At 44.8% G+C, this 18,134-nt stretch carries 14 protein-coding genes; 12 read left to right on the top strand and 2 right to left on the bottom strand.

The genetic code is table 11. From position 1 onward, the window contains the following. Positions 1–22 precede the first annotated feature (22 nt). A complete protein-coding gene (gene recN, locus ABXT42_RS10730) occupies positions 23–1,705 on the bottom strand; it encodes a DNA repair protein RecN (RefSeq protein WP_443628134.1) in 1,683 nt (560 codons plus the stop codon). 207 nt (positions 1,706–1,912) lie between these two features. Between recN and grpE the strand changes: the two genes are divergently transcribed. The 7 genes from grpE (at position 1,913) to greA (ending at position 11,773) form a co-directional block, all read left to right on the top strand. Next, on the top strand, positions 1,913–2,482 hold the full coding sequence (grpE, locus tag ABXT42_RS10725) for a nucleotide exchange factor GrpE (RefSeq protein WP_443628133.1): 570 nt from the start codon (positions 1,913–1,915) through the stop codon (positions 2,480–2,482). A gap of 164 nt (positions 2,483–2,646) precedes the next feature. Then, on the top strand, positions 2,647–4,575 hold the full coding sequence (dnaK, locus tag ABXT42_RS10720) for a molecular chaperone DnaK (protein WP_443628132.1): 1,929 nt from the start codon (positions 2,647–2,649) through the stop codon (positions 4,573–4,575). A gap of 115 nt (positions 4,576–4,690) precedes the next feature. Next, a complete protein-coding gene (gene dnaJ / locus ABXT42_RS10715) occupies positions 4,691–5,812 on the top strand; it encodes a molecular chaperone DnaJ (protein WP_443628130.1) in 1,122 nt (373 codons plus the stop codon). Between the two features lie 51 nt (positions 5,813–5,863). Next, complete coding sequence (gene dapB / locus ABXT42_RS10710) at positions 5,864–6,670, top strand: 4-hydroxy-tetrahydrodipicolinate reductase (RefSeq protein WP_443628129.1); 807 nt, start codon at positions 5,864–5,866, stop codon at positions 6,668–6,670. Positions 6,671–6,891: 221 nt separating this feature from the next. After that, positions 6,892–8,025 carry a glutamine-hydrolyzing carbamoyl-phosphate synthase small subunit gene (gene carA, locus ABXT42_RS10705; protein ID WP_443628128.1) on the top strand — a complete coding sequence of 378 codons (1,134 nt, stop codon included), beginning with the start codon at positions 6,892–6,894 and terminating at the stop codon, positions 8,023–8,025. Between the two features lie 28 nt (positions 8,026–8,053). Next, positions 8,054–11,275 carry a carbamoyl-phosphate synthase large subunit gene (gene carB, locus ABXT42_RS10700; RefSeq protein ID WP_443628127.1) on the top strand — a complete coding sequence of 1,074 codons (3,222 nt, stop codon included), beginning with the start codon at positions 8,054–8,056 and terminating at the stop codon, positions 11,273–11,275. An 18-nt stretch (positions 11,276–11,293) separates the two neighbouring features. Next, complete coding sequence (gene greA, locus ABXT42_RS10695) at positions 11,294–11,773, top strand: transcription elongation factor GreA (protein ID WP_443629481.1); 480 nt, start codon at positions 11,294–11,296, stop codon at positions 11,771–11,773. A gap of 82 nt (positions 11,774–11,855) precedes the next feature. On the opposite strand, the gene ABXT42_RS10690 is transcribed toward greA, so the two are convergent. Next, entirely contained in the window at positions 11,856–12,158 is a 303-nt protein-coding gene (locus ABXT42_RS10690; RefSeq protein WP_443628126.1) for a YhbY family RNA-binding protein, read from the bottom strand. Positions 12,159–12,311: 153 nt separating this feature from the next. Here ABXT42_RS10690 and rlmE point away from each other — a divergent pair, with 153 nt between their 5' ends. From rlmE to tpiA, 5 genes are all read left to right on the top strand, one after another. After that, the gene (gene rlmE / locus ABXT42_RS10685) at positions 12,312–12,935 is read left to right on the top strand and encodes a 23S rRNA (uridine(2552)-2'-O)-methyltransferase RlmE (RefSeq protein ID WP_443628125.1); all 624 of its coding nucleotides are present in this window, start codon (positions 12,312–12,314) and stop codon (positions 12,933–12,935) included. Between the two features lie 67 nt (positions 12,936–13,002). After that, positions 13,003–14,958: an ATP-dependent zinc metalloprotease FtsH gene (gene ftsH, locus ABXT42_RS10680; protein WP_443629480.1), complete on the top strand. Its 1,956-nt coding sequence runs from the start codon at positions 13,003–13,005 to the stop codon at positions 14,956–14,958. A gap of 1 nt (position 14,959) precedes the next feature. Further along, positions 14,960–15,814 (top strand): dihydropteroate synthase, encoded by an 855-nt coding sequence (gene folP, locus ABXT42_RS10675; RefSeq protein ID WP_443628124.1) that lies wholly within the window; start codon positions 14,960–14,962, stop codon positions 15,812–15,814. A gap of 65 nt (positions 15,815–15,879) precedes the next feature. After that, positions 15,880–17,211: a phosphoglucosamine mutase gene (gene glmM, locus ABXT42_RS10670; protein WP_443628123.1), complete on the top strand. Its 1,332-nt coding sequence runs from the start codon at positions 15,880–15,882 to the stop codon at positions 17,209–17,211. 131 nt (positions 17,212–17,342) lie between these two features. Continuing rightward, positions 17,343–18,095 (top strand): triose-phosphate isomerase, encoded by a 753-nt coding sequence (gene tpiA, locus ABXT42_RS10665; protein WP_443628122.1) that lies wholly within the window; start codon positions 17,343–17,345, stop codon positions 18,093–18,095. The last annotated feature ends 39 nt before the right edge of the window (positions 18,096–18,134 follow it).

Raw genomic sequence — 18,134 nt, 5'->3', positions numbered from 1 at the left:
CGTCTGTGTAGTTATTGTTAAGTTAATGCAATAAGGCCCCAGTGCCTAGCATTTCTTTGGCGTGAGCTAAGGTTTGTTGTGTTAGCTTAACCCCACCAAGCATTCGCGCTATCTCTTGAATTCTTTGATTATCATCCAGTGCTGCTACTTGTGTATGTGTTGTTTGGCCTTGGCTAGATTTACTCACTTGTAAATGGTGTTGTGCTTGACTAGCTACCTGAGGTAGGTGGGTAATACACAACAATTGGCAATGTTGCCCTAGTTGAGACAATAAGCGACCTACAATTTCAGCCGTAGCGCCACCAATTCCTACATCCACTTCGTCAAATATCAAGCTTGGTGTAATGCTGGTAGTAGCGATAACCACCTGTATGGCTAAGCTGATGCGAGATAGCTCACCACCGGATGCGATTTTAGCTAAAGGTTTAGCGCTTTGGCCTGGGTTAGTGCTAATTAAAATTTCTGTATCATCGCGTCCATTAACGTGTAAACGTGTGTCGGGTTTAGTTTGCATGCTTAGTTCTAATCGACAGTTAGGCATGCCTAATAATACAAGCTGCTCTCCCACGGCTTTTTCAAGTTTTTTAGCAGCCGCTTGCCTTGCTTTGGTGAGTTTGGCTGCGGCGATATCATAAGCGCCTGCAAGCTCTTGTTGTTGCTGATGGATGGATTCAAGTTGTCCTTCTTGATCTTGGTTTTGTTGCAGTTGTTGTTGCAATGCGTCTAAGTGTTCAGGTAAGTCCGCTGCTTGAATTTTATGTTTTCTGGCCATGCTGTAAATTTGATCTAGGCGATGCTCTAAGTTTTGCAAACGTGCGGGGTCTTCATCAAAACCTTGTAGGAAGCTTTGCAGCTCTATTTGGCTCTCCTCTATTTGTATCGCCGCATTAGCTAGCATATCTACTGCCGCACTTAAGTGTGGGCTATGTTGGCTAAAGTTTTGTAGCTGCTGTTGCCAGCGCTGTATGCAAGCTGTCGGGTCTTCGCCCAGAGGGTTATCTGGTAGGGCGCAACGCACGGCTTGTAATAGTTGGTCTGCGTTAGCTCTTTGTTTGTGCTCTTGCTCTAGGGCGAGTAATTCATCAGGTAAAAGGCTTAGTTGTTCTAGCTCATCTACTTGATATTGCAAAAGCTGTTGCTCTGCTTCAGATAGCTGCTGGCCACCTGTGAGCGCTTTAATTTGTCGATCAAGCTCAAGCCATTCATGGCTGATATGTGCTACTGCTTCTTGATGTGTGGGGTAATTTCCAAAGGCGTCTAAAAGGGTTTGATGGCTGTCACGGCCCAATAAATGCTGATGTTCGTGCTGGCCGTGGATGTTAATTAGTTGGCGGCCTAGCTCTTTTAAGGCTGTTATATTTACTGGATTACCATTTATATAGCCTCTGGAGCGGCCATCTTGGTTAACCATGCGACGCAGTATGCAGGTATCTGGGTCTTGCGCTGTGGCTAAATGTTTAGCAGATAAATAATCTTTTATTTGGGGTAGGTGGCTTAGGTCAAAAACAGCATGAATATCGGCCCGTTCAGCGCCTTGTCTTACGCAGCCAGACTCGGCCCTATCGCCTAGAGCTAAGCCCAAAGCACCAAGAAGTATGGATTTACCAGCGCCTGTTTCGCCACTGATAGCCGTCATTCTGTGGCTGAAATCTAAGTGTAAAAAATCGACCAAGGCGTAATGGTGAACAATTAGTTGTTGCAACATAGAGCTGCTCCAGTGAATTATTATACTGTGATTATATCCAGTAGTGGTTGCATGTCCAGTATTTTTTATCTGTAGTGTTATATTTTTATTAAAAACCTAATAAAAGTGGGCAGTAATTGCTTGAATCACGCGGTGATGTCCCCATATAGATTTCCAGTCAAGCGACCTTATAGTCAAGGTTGCGAAAGTTATGTAAGGGAGAAGTCTATGAGTGAGCAAGAGCAGCCATCTGCAACTGAAGTTGAGCTGGATATTAATACGCCAGAAGACGCTGTGGAAACCGCGGCTGAGTCGGTGCTGGAAGAAATAACGGTTGAGTCAGTGCAGGCGCAGCTAGAAGTCGCTTTAGCTAAAATAGATGAGCAACAAGTTGACGTATTGCGAGCTCAAGCTGATGCTCAAAATATTCGCCGCAGAAGTGAGCAGGATGTGGCTAAAGCACACAAGTTTGGCCAAGAAAAATTGATGGCAGAAGTGGTTTCTTTATTAGACAACTTAGGCCGTGCTATCGAAGCAGGAAGTGCTGAAGGAGCTAGCTTGAAGAGCTTGCTTGAAGGCGTGGAAATGAGCCAAAAAATGCTGCTAGATGGGTTAAAGAAGTTCAATGTGGATCAGCTTGATCCCCATGGTGAACCGTTTAATCCAGAGTTACATGAAGCCATGACGGCAGTGCCTAACCCAGATTTAGAGCCTAATACTGTGATGGAGGTTTTTCAAAAAGGATATACCCTCAATGGACGTCTTGTTCGTCCGGCCATGGTAGTCGTTTCTAAATAGAATAATTAACCTTTTGTCCTTGAAAGAGTGACATAAGGCCTTATATAAGAATGCAAGCAATTAGCGTTAACCTTGAGCTTAAAGAGGGCTTAAAGGCACTAGTGCTACTGAAGCAGAATTGAAACAAAAGCCCTATAAGGGTGAATTAAGAATTGGAGTTTATGATGGGAAAGATCATTGGTATTGACTTAGGCACAACTAACTCGTGTGTGTCTGTTTTAGATGGCGGCAGCGCTAAGGTAATTGAGAATGCAGAGGGTGATCGCACCACGCCGTCTATTATTGCTTTTGCTGCTGATGGCGAAATTTTAGTGGGCCAATCGGCTAAGCGCCAAGCGGTAACTAACCCTATCAATACCCTATTTGCTATTAAGCGTTTGATCGGTCGCAAATTTAAAGACGATGTTGTACAAAAAGACATTAAAATGGTGCCATACAAAATTGAAGCAGCCGACAATGGTGATGCTTGGGTTAATGTAAACGGCGACAGCAAAGCACCACCACAGATTGCTGCTGAAATCTTGAAGAAGATGAAAAAAACAGCTGAAGACTATCTAGGCGAAAAGGTAACAGAGGCAGTTATTACTGTGCCAGCCTACTTTAATGACTCTCAGCGCCAGGCAACTAAGGATGCTGGACGTATTGCTGGTCTTGAAGTGAAGCGTATCATCAATGAGCCTACCGCAGCAGCGCTGGCCTATGGTCTTGATAAGAGCCGTGGTGATTCTACTATTGCAGTATATGACTTGGGCGGCGGCACATTTGACATCTCTATCATCGAAATCGCTGATGTAGATGGCGAAACCCAGTTTGAAGTACTGGCCACTAACGGTGACACATTCCTAGGTGGTGAAGATTTCGACCTGCGATTGATCGAGTTTTTGGCGGCTGAGTTTAAGAAAGATTCTGGCATCGATTTGCATAATGACCCGCTAGCACTGCAGCGTTTAAAAGAAGCTGCAGAAAAAGCTAAGGTTGAATTGTCCAGCTCAAGCCAAACAGATGTAAACCTACCCTACATTACTGCAGACGCTTCTGGTCCTAAGCACCTTAACGTAAAAATCTCTCGCGCTAAGTTAGAGTCTTTGGTGGAAGATCTAGTATCAAGAACTTTGAAGCCATGTATTCAAGCGCTTAAAGACGCAGGCCTTGAAGGCAGTGAAATTGACGAAGTGATCATGGTAGGTGGCCAAAGCCGTATGCCTTTGGTACAAAGTGAAGTGACTAACTTCTTTGGTAAAGAGCCGCGTAAAGATGTAAACCCAGATGAAGCTGTCGCCATTGGCGCAGCGATTCAAGGTGGTGTATTGGCTGGTGACGTAACAGACGTATTGTTGCTAGACGTTACGCCATTAACACTTGGTATTGAAACTATGGGTGGTGTGATGACTTCGGTGATCGACAAAAACACAACGATACCAACCAAGAAATCACAGGTGTTCTCTACCGCAGATGACAATCAATCTGCTGTGACCATTCATGTATGTCAGGGCGAGCGTAAGCAAGCGACACAAAATAAGTCTTTAGGACGTTTTGATCTTAGCGACATTCCACCAGCACCACGTGGCATGCCACAAATTGAAGTGAGCTTTGATATTGATTCCAACGGTATCTTGAACGTGTCTGCTAAAGATAAAGGCACGGGTAAAGAGCAGTCGATCATCATTAAAGCGTCATCTGGTTTGAGCGACGAAGAAATCGAACAAATGGTACAAGATGCAGAGATTAACGCTGCTGAAGACGAAAAGTTTGAGGAAATGGTTAAAGCTCGCAACACTGCCGATGGCATGGTTCACTCATCTAAGAAGATGATCGAAGAAGCTGGTGATAAAGCTTCTGATGAAGAAAAAGCCACAGTGCAAACAGCGATTGAAGCTCTTGAAGAAGCCCTTAAAGGCGACGACAAAGAAGCGATTGAAACTGCCACAGCTACGCTAACTGAAGCATCTGGTGTGATTGCACAAAAGATGTATGCAGAAGAAGCTGGTGCGCAGGGTGATGCTGAAGCTTCAGATGATACGGGCGCAGACGATGCTGTTGATGCTGAGTTTGAAGAAGTTAAAGATGAAGACAAAGACGAAGATAAAAAGTAAGCGCGATATGCTTGCTAGTGCTAGTTAAAACTAGCGCATTTATACAACGCGGGGCATAGCCCTGCGTTCTTGTATCTGCTTCTAGTGGTAAAAACAGGAGCTAAATGGAATAACTATGTCTAAACGCGATTTTTATGAAGTTCTTGGCGTGGCCAAAGACACCGATAAAAAAGATATTAAAAAGGCTTTTCGCCGTATGGCGATGAAGTATCACCCAGACCGTAATCCGGGGGATAAATCCGCCGATGCAAGCTTTCAAGAAGTGAATGAAGCTTACGAAATATTATCAGACGACCAAAAAAGAGCAGCATACGACCGACATGGTCATGCGGGCGTAGACCCCAATGCGCGCGGTGGCGGTGCTGGTGGCGCTGGTTTTGGTGATGTATTTGGTGATATGTTTGGCGATATTTTCGGTGGAGCTGGTGGCGGTGGTCGCTCTAGTGTTCAGCGTGGGTCAGATTTAAAGTACACCATGGAATTGAGCCTGGAGCAGGCTGTTCGTGGTGCTACAGAAGAAATTCGTATCCCTACACAGGTAGAGTGTCAGCCGTGTGATGGCTCTGGCGCTAAGCCTGGCACTAGCAGTAAAACCTGTGGTACGTGCCATGGCCAAGGCCAAGTGCGCATGCAGCAAGGTTTCTTTTCGGTGCAGCAAACTTGCCCTAGTTGTCATGGTAATGGCAAGGTTATTAGTGACCCTTGTCGTTCATGCCATGGTGAAGGCCGAGTGCAAGAATACAAAACCTTGTCAGTGAAGATTCCAGCTGGGGTGGACACTGGTGATCGTATTCGCTTAACTGGAGAAGGTGAAGCTGGCGTCAATGGTGGCCCAAGTGGTGACCTTTATGTGCAAGTATCTGTGCGTGAGCATAAAATATTTACCCGAGACGGTAAGCATTTATACTGTGATGTGCCTATTAGCTTTACGGATGCGGCACTGGGGGGCGAAATTGAAGTGCCAACCTTGGATGGTCGTGTTAAGTTAAAAATTCCAGAAGGTGCGCAAAGTGGCAAAATGTTCCGCTTGCGTGGCAAAGGTGTAACGCAAGTACGTGGCGGTAGTCAGGGCGATCTAATGTGTCGTGTGGCAGTAGAAACGCCAGTACATCTTAATAAAGAGCAAAAAGACCTATTGCGCAAATTCCATGACACTATGGAAGCTACCAAAGGTAAACACTCTCCTAAAAAATCATCTTGGTTTGAAGGAGTTAAGAGCTTCTTTGAAGATGGTTAAAGCAGTTTGTTATTGCCAACAACATAACGTATGGCATTTGTAGAGGTGGGCATGGCACGAATAGCAGTAATGGGCGCCGCTGGGCGTATGGGCAAAGTGCTTATTGAGGCAGTGACGCAAGCTTCAGGGCTAAGCCTAGGTGCAGCAATTGTTTCACCTAATAGCAGTTTAGTGGGAGCAGATGCTGGTGAGCTTGCTGGTGTGGGTAAATTGGGTGTGTTTGTTAAGCCGTCTTTAGCCGATGCGAGCGATGACTTTGATGTCCTCATCGACTTCACTAATCCCAAACTCACCCTTATCAATCTGCAAGAATGTGTCAGGCTAAACAAAGCCATGGTGATCGGTACTACCGGCTTAAGTAGTACAGATAAGCAGGCGCTGCATGAGTTTGCACAACACACACCTGTAGTCTTTTCACCTAATATGAGTGTGGGCATCAACCTATTGTTGGATATTCTTCATCGTGCAGCTAGCGTGCTTCAAGATGGGTATGATGTTGAAATCATTGAAACCCATCATCGCCATAAGGTTGATGCGCCATCAGGCACTGCTTTGCGCTTAGGTGAGGTGGTTGCAGATGCCATGGGTCGTGATTTAGCAAAGTGCGCCGTTTATGGGCGTGAAGGCATTACTGGGCCTCGCTCGGCTAATGAGATAGGTTTTGAAACCATACGTGCTGGTGATGTTGTGGGCGATCACACTGTGTTGTTTGCTAGCGAAGGCGAGCGTATTGAAATTACCCACAAAGCAAGCAGTCGAATGACGTTTGCAAAAGGGGCCGTGCGAGCGTGCTCATGGCTGCAAGGGCAGCCAAGTGGATTGTATGATATGCAAGATGTATTGGCTTTAAAAGACTAGTTTATAAGCTAGAGTATTAGAATCTTCTAGACAAATGCCGTCATTGTTCTGTATAATTTCACCAGTTAACAGGCGCAATAACTTAGCTGCCAGTCATAGCATTTATAAAAAGCGGGGTGTGTCTAACACACCTCGCTTTTTTGCGACTAGAGCCAGCATTTTAATATAGCTGTTAAAAAATCATTAGCATGTATCACGCACCATACCTGAGGAGGCCCCCATTGACTACTCCCGCCATTCTGGCTTTAGAAGACGGCAGCATATTTAGAGGGGTTGCTATTGGCGCCACTGGCCAAAGCACAGGCGAGGTAGTGTTTAATACCTCTATGACAGGCTATCAAGAGATTCTCACAGATCCTTCTTACGCTCATCAAATTGTTACCCTTACCTACCCTCATATAGGCAACACAGGCACCAACAGCGAAGATGAAGAGTCTGAGTTTGTTTGGGCTGCTGGCTTAGTGATTAGAGACTTGCCATTAATGGCAAGTAACTGGCGTAATACACAGCCTCTTGATGAATATCTAATATCTAATAATGTTGTTGCTATTGCTGACATAGACACGCGTCGCCTTACCCGTATTTTACGCGAAAAGGGCGCACAAAGCGGCTGTATCATGGCAGGTGATAATATTGATGAAGCTGCAGCTTTAGCTGCAGCCAAGGGTTTTGCCGGACTAAAGGGCATGGATCTTGCTAAAGAAGTGACCGTAAAAGAAGCCTATGACTGGACAGGATCCACGTGGGACTTAGTAGAAGGTAACCGTGAAAAAACGGATGGTCAATTTAAAGTAGTCGCTTACGATTACGGTGTGAAGCGCAACATTTTACGGATGTTGGTGGAGCGCGGCTGCAACTTAACTGTAGTGCCTGCACAAACACCTGCTAAAGACGTGTTGGCCATGAAGCCAGACGGTGTATTTTTGTCTAATGGCCCAGGTGATCCAGAGCCATGTGACTATGCCATTGCTGCCATTAAAGAGATTTTAGAAACAGATACTCCTGTATTTGGTATTTGTTTAGGTCACCAACTATTGGCACTAGCTTCTGGTGCTAAGACAGAAAAAATGAAGTTTGGTCATCATGGTGCTAACCACCCCGTGCAAAATCTTGACTCTAAGGTGGTTATGATAACTAGTCAAAACCACGGGTTTGCAGTGTCAGAAGACGCTATGCCAAGCAACTTGCGAGCCACACACAAATCTTTGTTTGATGGTTCTTTGCAAGGTATTGAACGTACCGATAAGCAGGCCTTTAGTTTTCAAGGTCACCCAGAAGCAAGCCCCGGTCCACATGATGTAGCACCTTTGTTTAATCGATTTATCGACATCATGACCGCTCGCAAAGCTAAATAACACTGCCACAGATTATTGGATAACTGACATGCCTAAACGTTCCGACCTTAAAAGTATATTAATCCTTGGCGCCGGCCCTATCATTATTGGTCAAGCTTGTGAATTTGACTATTCTGGTGCGCAAGCTTGTAAAGCCCTTCGTGAAGAAGGCTACCGTGTTATTTTGGTGAACTCAAATCCAGCCACTATCATGACCGACCCATCTATGGCTGACGCTACCTACATTGAGCCTATTCGCTGGGAAACAGTAGAAAAAATCATTGAAAAAGAGCGCCCTAGCGCCATTTTACCTACCATGGGTGGCCAAACTGCGCTTAACTGCGCGTTAGACCTGAACCGCATGGGAGTGCTGGAAAAATACAATGTAGAAATGATCGGTGCTGATGCAGACACTATAGATAAAGCAGAAGACCGTAATCGCTTTGACAAGGCTATGAAAAACATTGGCCTTGAATGTCCTCGGGCAGAAATTGCCCACACTCTAGAAGAAGCGTTTGATGTGCAAACCCGCATTGGTTTTCCGGCCATCATTCGCCCGTCCTTTACGATGGGTGGTTCAGGTGGCGGTATCGCATACAACCGTGAAGAGTTTGAAGAGATTTGTGTTCGTGGACTAGATCTTTCACCTACAAGTGAACTGCTAATCGATGAATCTTTGATTGGCTGGAAAGAATACGAAATGGAAGTGGTGCGCGACACCAATGACAACTGCATTATTATTTGTGCCATTGAAAACTTTGATGCCATGGGTGTGCACACAGGTGACTCCATCACTGTTGCTCCAGCTCAAACTCTTACCGACAAAGAATACCAGATTATGCGCAATGCCTCATTGGCAGTGCTGCGTGAAATCGGAGTAGAAACTGGTGGATCTAACGTTCAGTTTGGTGTGAATCCAGAAGATGGTCGCATGGTGGTGATCGAAATGAACCCTCGTGTGTCTCGCTCATCAGCATTGGCTTCTAAAGCGACCGGTTTTCCTATTGCTCGAGTGGCAGCTAAGCTGGCTGTAGGTTATACCTTAGACGAGCTACAAAACGAAATCACAGGCGGCGCCACACCAGCCTCGTTTGAGCCTTCGATTGATTATGTCGTTACTAAAATACCTCGTTTTACCTTTGAAAAATTCCCTCAGGCAGATGACCGTTTAACAACACAAATGAAATCTGTTGGTGAAGTGATGGCCATAGGCCGCACCTTTCAAGAGTCATTACAAAAAGCGCTACGCGGCTTAGAAACAGGTATTCATGGCTTGGATCCTATCCTTGATATTACCCAAGAAGATGCCCGTAGCAGAATCGTTGCTGAGTTAAAAATTCCTCGCGCTGATCGTATTCAATACGTTGGTGATGCTTTGCGTATGGGTATGGATATTCCAGAAGTGTATGCATACTCTGGCATTGATCCTTGGTTTTTAGTACAGCTACAAGACTTAATTAAAGAAGAAGCAAACCTTGGTACATTGGGCCTTGCAGATCTTGATTATGGCCGTGTATACAACCTTAAGCGTAAGGGCTTTTCTGACATTCGGTTGGCTAAATTGTTAGGTCTTACTGAAAAGGGTTTCCGTCAGCATCGTCAAAAGTTAGGAATTCGTCCTGTATACAAGCGTGTAGACACCTGTGCAGCTGAGTTTTCAACTGATACAGCCTATATGTACTCTACCTATGAAGAAGAGTGTGAGTCGCGTCCTAGTGATCGTAAAAAAATCATGATTTTAGGTGGTGGCCCTAACCGTATTGGTCAAGGTATTGAGTTTGACTATTGTTGTGTGCATGCAGCTTTAACGATGCGCAGACAAGGTTATGAAACCATCATGGTGAACTGTAACCCAGAAACTGTGTCCACAGACTACGACACATCTGACCGTTTGTATTTTGAATCTGTCACGCTAGAAGATGTGCTTGAGATCGTACATCTTGAACAGCCTGAAGGTGTAATAGTGCAGTATGGTGGCCAAACACCACTTAAGCTTGCGGTAGATCTTGAAAATGCTGGAGTGCCTATACTTGGTACTAGCCCAGAAGCGATAGACCGTGCTGAAGACCGTGAACGCTTTCAACAAATGATTCAGCGTTTAGGTTTATTACAGCCAGAAAATGCCACGGTTCGTACTCAAGAAGAAGCCGTGCGTGCAGCAGAAAAAATCGGATACCCTCTAGTGGTTCGCCCGTCCTATGTATTAGGTGGTCGTGCTATGGAGATTGTTCACAAAGAAACTGAGCTTAAGCGGTATATGAACGAAGCTGTTCAGGTATCTCACGACTCACCAGTATTATTAGATCGCTTTTTAAGTAATGCTGTAGAAGTAGATATTGATGCTGTGTGTGACGGTGAGCAGGTAGTAATTGGTGCCATTATGCAGCACATTGAGCAAGCTGGAATTCATTCTGGCGACTCTGCTTGTTCATTGCCGCCTTATGACCTACCCAAAGATGTACAAGATGCGATGCGTGATCAAGTGAAGCGTATGGCTTTAGAGCTAGGCGTTATTGGCCTAATGAACACCCAGTTGGCATGGCAAGATGGCGAAATCTATGTCATCGAAGTGAACCCTCGCGCATCTCGCACTGTGCCTTTTGTTTCTAAATGTATTGGTGTGTCTTTGGCCGATATCGGCGCACAGGTAATGGCTGGTAAAAGTCTTGCAGACATCGGTTTTACCCAAGAGATTATCCCAGGGTATTTTAGTGTTAAAGAAGCAGTGTTTCCGTTTGATAAGTTCCCAGGTGTTGACCCAATTCTGAGCCCGGAAATGAAATCAACAGGTGAGGTCATGGGTATAGGGCAAAGCTTCGCTGAAGCTTTTGCAAAGGCTCACATTGGTACAGGCCAAGCCATGCCCATAACTGGCAAGGTGTTTGTGTCCGTGCGTGAGGCAGACAAGGTAGCAAGCCTTAAATTGGCGTCGGGTTTGTTAGACCTTGGCTTTACTTTGGTTGCTACTAGTGGCACACAAAAAACATTGTCTGAAGCTGGCTTTGAGTGTGAGTTAGTCAATAAAGTAATGGAAGGGCGCCCTAATATTGTTGATAAAATCAAAAACGATGAGATTACCTTTGTAGTCAACACTACTGAAGGTCGCCAAGCTATTAATGATTCATCACTGATTCGTCGCTCTGCTTTACAACATAAAGTGCCTTACTCTACGACTTTAACAGGTGGCCTTGCCATCATAGAAGCATTGGTATTTGGCGAAGAACAAGAAGTACGTCGTTTGCAAGATATGCACGCAACGTTAACAGCGTAAGGAAAACGAATTATGGCGATTACTAAAGTCCCCATGACAGTGCGTGGCGAAAAAATGCTACGTGCTGAGCTAACAGAGTTAAAAAGTGTGACTCGCCCACGAATTATTCAAGACATCGCTACAGCGCGAGAACATGGTGATTTAAAAGAGAATGCTGAATATCATGCGGCTCGTGAACAGCAAAGCTTTTGTGAGGGCCGCATTCAGGAAGTTGAAGCTAAGCTTTCATTGGTGCAGGTGATCGATGTTAGCCAAATCCCATATACGGGTAAGGTTATTTTTGGGGCCACAGTGACCATCATTAACTTAGATGATGATGAAGAAAAAACCTACTGTATTGTGGGCCAAGATGAAGCTGATATTAAAGCTGGGAAAATTTCTATCGGTTCACCTATTGCACGAGCATTAATCGCAAAAAGCGAAGGCGATGAGGTGAAGGTAACCACACCTGGCGGCGTGATTCATTACGAAATTGCTAAAGTTGAGCATATCGCCTGACTGCTTTAGTTGCCCTAGTGGCTGGAGCAAGCTATTTACAACACCTTTGTTTAACTTAGGTGTTGTAAATATAGGTAAAAATCTAGCCTTCTATGTTAGATTTTTTAGGGTCTGCATTTGGGTTGTTCAAATACACAAGCGCTACATTGCCAACAGCCTGAACTAGTGTGGCACCTGTCTGCTTGCACATGTCGGCAATGAGGGTGTTTTTAACCTCTCGATCACCAACAGAAAATTTCACCTTAATCAATTCGTGATCAAACAAAGCGCGATTAATTTCTGTCATTACTGTTTCGGAAAGCCCCTTTGCAGCCACAGTAACCAGCGGATGCAAGTCATGGCCAATAGAGCGGAATTGTTTTTTCTGTGATTGAGCTAAATTCATGATTGTCCAAAGATAAATTGTTGGGCGTCATAGGTCTATGGATAGGCCCTATGGCTGTGTTAAACTTAAAATCATTATACCGCATGTCTGGCGTTTACGCTTGTTAGCAGCTAGATTTACCCATTTACTTTCGTACAATTAGTAGAGATTCCCTTGGCTAGATCAAAAACCAGTAGTAATTGGCTAAAAGAGCACTTTGACGACCCCTATGTTAAACAGGCGCAAAAGGATGGATACCGTTCACGGGCCAGCTATAAACTGCTTGAAATAAGTAAAAAAGACCGCTTAATTCGCCCAGGAATGACCGTAGTGGATTTAGGTGCAGCCCCTGGAGGTTGGACACAAGTTGCGGTGCAGTTAGTGGGCGAAGAAGGCACAGTGGTCGCTTCAGATATATTAGCTATGGATTCCATTGCCGATGTGACCTTCGTGCAAGGTGATTTTACCGAGCAAGCTGTTTATGATCAGATTGTAGCAGCGCTGGGTGGTGAAAAAGCAGACCTTGTAATTTCTGATATGGCCCCCAATATGAGTGGTAACCCAGCGATTGATCAGCCAGGCTCTATGTATTTGGTTGAGCTGGCTTTGGATATGGCTCGTAGTGTATTGAAACCTGGTGGCGCATTTGTCACTAAGGTGTTTCATGGCGAAGGGTTTGATGACTTATTAAAAGACACGCGTACAAGCTTTACTAATGTACGATCACGTAAACCCGATGCTTCTCGTGGACGATCTAGAGAAGTTTATCAATTGGCAACCGGCTTTAAAGGGCAATAAACCTAGTTTATTTTTCTTACTACCGAACCCCCTCGCACAGAGGATTAGGAGTCTATACTTGAACAACATGACAAAAAATTTGGTTTTATGGCTTATCATCGCAGCAGTGCTGTTGACGGTATTTAACAACTTTACTCAAGAATCTGCGCCCAATCGTGTGAGTTATTCAGAGTTTGTGCAGTCAGTTCAGCGTGATCAAGTTAGAAATATTGAAGTCGATGGCATCATTATTACGGGTAACTTTGGCGATGGCTCTAGTTTCGAAGTAGTTCGCCCTGCTTTGTCAGATCCTAAGTTAGTAGATGATTTATTGACTCATGAAGTTGAAATAGTAGGCAAGCAGCCAGAGCAACAGAGCATTTGGATGCAGCTCTTAGTGGCTAGTGCCCCAATTTTAATTATTATTGTGGTATTTATGTTCTTTATGCGCCAGATGCAAGGCGGTGCAGGCGGCAAGGGTGGCCCTATGTCGTTTGGCAAGAGCAAGGCTAGACTAATAAGTGAAGATCAAATTAAGACGACCTTTGCAGATGTTGCAGGCGTAGAAGAAGCTAAAGAAGATGTAGAAGAATTAGTAGAGTTTTTGCGTGATCCTGGAAAATTCCAACGTTTAGGTGGGCATATCCCTCGTGGCATACTCATGTCTGGCGCTCCAGGTACAGGTAAAACCTTGTTAGCTAAGGCTATTGCAGGTGAAGCTAAGGTGCCTTTCTTTAGTATTTCAGGCTCTGACTTTGTTGAAATGTTTGTGGGTGTAGGTGCATCACGTGTGCGTGATATGTTCGAACAAGCTAAAAAACAGGCTCCATGTATTATCTTTATCGATGAAATAGATGCTGTAGGCCGTCAGCGCGGCACCGGCATGGGTGGAGGCAATGATGAGCGAGAGCAAACACTAAACCAGTTGTTAGTAGAGATGGATGGTTTTGAAGGTAACGAAGGTATCATTGTTATTGCAGCGACTAACCGTCCAGATGTACTAGATTCTGCATTGTTGCGTCCTGGTCGTTTTGACCGTCAGGTGCATGTATCCTTGCCAGATATCCTGGGTCGCGAACAAATTCTTAACGTACATCTCAAAAAAGTACCTTTGGGTGATGATGTAAAAGCTAAGCTTATTGCTCGTGGCACACCGGGTTTTTCAGGTGCAGACTTAGCTAACCTTGTGAATGAAGCGGCGTTATTTACTGCACGTTTAAACAAACGCACTGTAGGCATGGACGAGCTAGAAAAAGCTAAAGACAAAATTATGATGGGTGCAGAGCGTAAATCTATGGTGATGCAGCCTAAAGAAAAGCTTAACACGGCTTATCATGAGGCAGGCCATGCTATTGTTGGCCGCTTAGTGCCAGATCATGATCCAGTATATAAGGTGACTATTATTCCCCGTGGTCGTGCTTTAGGTGTGACCATGTTTTTACCTGAAGAAGATCGTTATAGCTTGTCCCGCCAAGGTATCTTGAGTCAAATATGCAGCCTTTATGGTGGCCGTATTGCTGAAGAAATGACCTTAGGTAAAGACGGTGTCACTACAGGTGCATCTAATGATATACAACGCGCCACTCAACTAGCACGTAATATGGTGACTAAGTGGGGCTTGTCAGAAAAATTAGGTCCGCTACTATACGAAGCAGAAGATTCTGATCCGTTTAGTGGTGCACAAGGCCAAGGAGCTAAAGGCTTTTCAGATGAAACCACATCAATAATTGATGGTGAAATAAAAGATATTATTGATAGTTGTTATGCGCGCGCCAATACTATTTTACATGACAATAGAGATATTCTTGACTCTATGGCTAACGCATTGATGAAGTATGAAACTATAGACTCTGGTCAGCTAGATCAGTTATTGGCTCGTCAAGAAGTTTCACCTCCAGCTGGCTGGGATGACAATGACAATAATGGTTCAAAAACTGATGGAGGCTCTAGTCCTGATGCCCCAGAAGAGCAATCGACAGTTTCTGAAGCAGATCTAGACGCAGGCAGCAGTGACGTGCCAGGTGCTGACGAAGCGCCAAGCTAAGATGCTTTTTGCTGATCAACGGCTGGATTTAACTCAGCCCCACGTTATGGGAGTGATCAATGTCACTCCCGATTCTTTTTCTGACGGTGGAGATTTTTTTGCCAGTCAGACATTGTGTCTAGATGCAGCTATGGTTCGTGCCCGCGCCATGGTGGCGCAGGGTGCAAGTTTTCTTGATATTGGTGGTGAGTCCACACGACCAGGTGCAGATCCTGTATCAGTGCAAGCAGAAATAGACCGTGTCATTCCCGTTATTGAAGCGATTAAAGCTTCATTAGATATTGTTGTGTCCATCGACACCAGCACCCCTGAAGTGATGACCCTTGCTGCTGAAGCTGGTGCAGGCCTAATCAATGATGTGCGTGCGCTAGGGCGCAAAGGTGCCCTGCAAGCTGCGGCAGACACTAAGCTGCCTGTGTGCCTTATGCACATGCAGGGTGACCCTAAAACTATGCAAATTAATCCTTCCTATAATTCTGTGGTGTCAGATATTGGTCATTATTTTGATGAGCGTATTGAGCAATGCAACCTAGTTGGTATTCCCACAGAACGTATCATTATTGACCCTGGTTTTGGTTTTGGTAAAACCTTGGTCCATAATCTACAATTGCTTAAACATCTAAGTGTATTAGCCAACAAAGGCTTGCCAATATTAGTAGGAATGTCGCGTAAAAGTATGATTGGAAATGTATTGAATCGTCCGGTAGACCAGCGACTGCATGGTGGTCTAGCGACTGCTGTGATGGCTTATGAGCGTGGCGCTAGGATAGTTCGGGTACATGATGTTGCCCCTACTGTAGATGCGCTGCGTATGACTCATGCCATAATAAACAGTGATGTAACAGTAAGCCAGTAATGGTTAGACAAAATCTATAATCAAGCCCAAACCTCAACAATGGATAGTTTAAATAGGAATTCAGCATGAAATATTTTGGAACAGATGGCATACGAGGTTGTTGTGGAGAATACCCCATTACCCCCGATTTCATGTTAAAGCTTGGTTGGGCTATGGGAAAAGTATTCTCAGAGCATGGCCGCAGCACTGTTTTGATTGGTAAGGACACACGAATTTCTGGCTATATGTTCGAATCAGCTCTTCAAGCGGGTTTATCTGCAGCCGGTGTAGATGTGCGGTTGTTAGGCCCTATGCCAACGCCTGCCGTAGCTTATTTAACTCGTACCTTTCATGCAGAAGCAGGCATAGTGATCAGTGCGTCGCATAATGGTTATAAAGATAATGGTATTAAGTTTTTTTCTGCACAGGGCACCAAGCTAGCAGATTCTGTGGAGGCAGCTATTGAAGATAAGCTTCAAGAGGTAATGGAGTGTGTGGCACCAGAGGAGTTAGGTCGTGCTAAGCGGATTGCAGATGCTGCTGGACGATATATTGAATTTTGTAAAGGTACGGTCAGTCATCATACTAGTTTAAAGGGTATGAAAATCGTTCTTGACTGTGCTCATGGTGCTACCTACCACATTGCGCCCAATGTACTGCATGAGTTAGGTGCCGACGTTACGAGTATTGGCATAGACCCAGATGGCTTGAATATTAACCAAGAGTGCGGGTCTACATCTATTGCCATGTTGCGCAAAGTAGTGCGCTTACAAGAGGCCGATTTAGGTATCGCCTTAGATGGCGATGGAGATCGTGTCATCATGGTAGACCACACGGGTGATGAAGTAGATGGCGATGAGCTGATGTTTATTATTGCTGCTAGTCTGAAGCGTAACGGCCAGCTAGAAGGTGGTGTGGTAGGTACGCAAATGAGTAATTTGGGTATGGAGCTTGGACTCAAAGACTTAGGTATCGACTTTGTGCGGGCTAAAGTAGGTGATCGCTATGTCATGCAACAGCTTAGAGAGAAAGGTTGGAAGTTAGGTGGTGAATCATCAGGGCACCTAATTTGTAGGGACCTTACCACCACTGGTGATGGCATTGTTGCTGCTTTGCAGGTGCTTCAAGCTATGCAATCTAGTGGTAAAACGTTACATGAATTAAAAAACGAAATGCAAAAAATGCCACAAAAATTGATTAATTTACGCTTTGCTAACCGAGTTAATTTGGTAGATTTTCCAGCTATAGATACTGCAGTTGATGCCATTGAAAAGCGTATGGGTAGCCGAGGACGTGTTTTGTTGCGGTCTTCAGGTACAGAGCCTGTAGTGCGTGTAATGGTAGAAGGTGAAGATGTTGACCTAGTTAACCAATACGCTCAAGAGCTGGCCCATGATGTGAATGAGCTCATTAAGTAAGCTCAATCAAACTTGTATTGTCGGCTATTTATGCAGTAATAAGGGCAAGTCCCTTGTTTAGGCGCCTTAATTTAAGTATTATTGCGCGCTTAAAATGAATACCTTGGTTTTTTTGACGAAAGGTTACAGTGATGGCGAAAATGATAGTTGCAGGCAACTGGAAAATGAATGCCAGTAAAGAAGCTGTAACAGCTTTATTAAGTGAGCTAAAGCAGGGTGCGGTATCGGTTACAAATGCTCAACTTGTAGTGTTTCCTCCGTTTCCATACTTAGCTCAAGCTCAGGCAGAGTTATCTGGTACAAGTATCGCTATTGGCGTACAAAATATTTGTGCGGCAAGCAAGGGTGCTTATACTGGGGAAGTGTCTCTAGCAATGGCTAAAGAGTTTGGTGTTAGCTACGTTTTGGTGGGCCACTCTGAACGTCGCGCACTTTATGCAGAAGACGATGCGCAAGTGGCGGCCAAGTTTATTGCTACTCAAGCTATGCAGCTTACGCCTATTTTATGTGTGGGTGAAACCTTAAAGCAGCGTGAGCAAGGTTTGACGATAAGTGTTGTTACTGGTCAAATTCAGGCAGTCATTGATGCAGCAGGTGCTAATAGTTTTGACAATGCAGTAGTGGCTTATGAGCCAGTTTGGGCGATTGGAACTGGATTAACAGCAAGTCCAGCTCAAGCGCAAGAAGTGCATCAGGCTATACGTGCTCATGTAGCCGATGTAGCTCCAGAGCATGCAGTAGGTTTGAAGATTTTATATGGAGGCAGTGTGACTGCAACCAGTGCTGAAGAGTTATTTACTCAAGCAGACATTGATGGCGGCCTAGTAGGTGGCGCATCATTACAAGCCGATTCATTTTTGGCCATTGGTCAGGCGGCGAAATAGATTAGTGCTTATTTAAGCATAATTAGTGTAAAGCGAGAA

It is taken from the genome of Candidatus Njordibacter sp. Uisw_002 (assembly GCF_047730155.1).
In the GTDB taxonomy this organism is placed as follows: Bacteria; Pseudomonadota; Gammaproteobacteria; order Pseudomonadales; family Balneatricaceae; genus Njordibacter.
The sequence above is the reverse complement of the archived record's forward strand: the minus strand, read 5'-3'. Positions and strand labels throughout refer to the sequence as shown.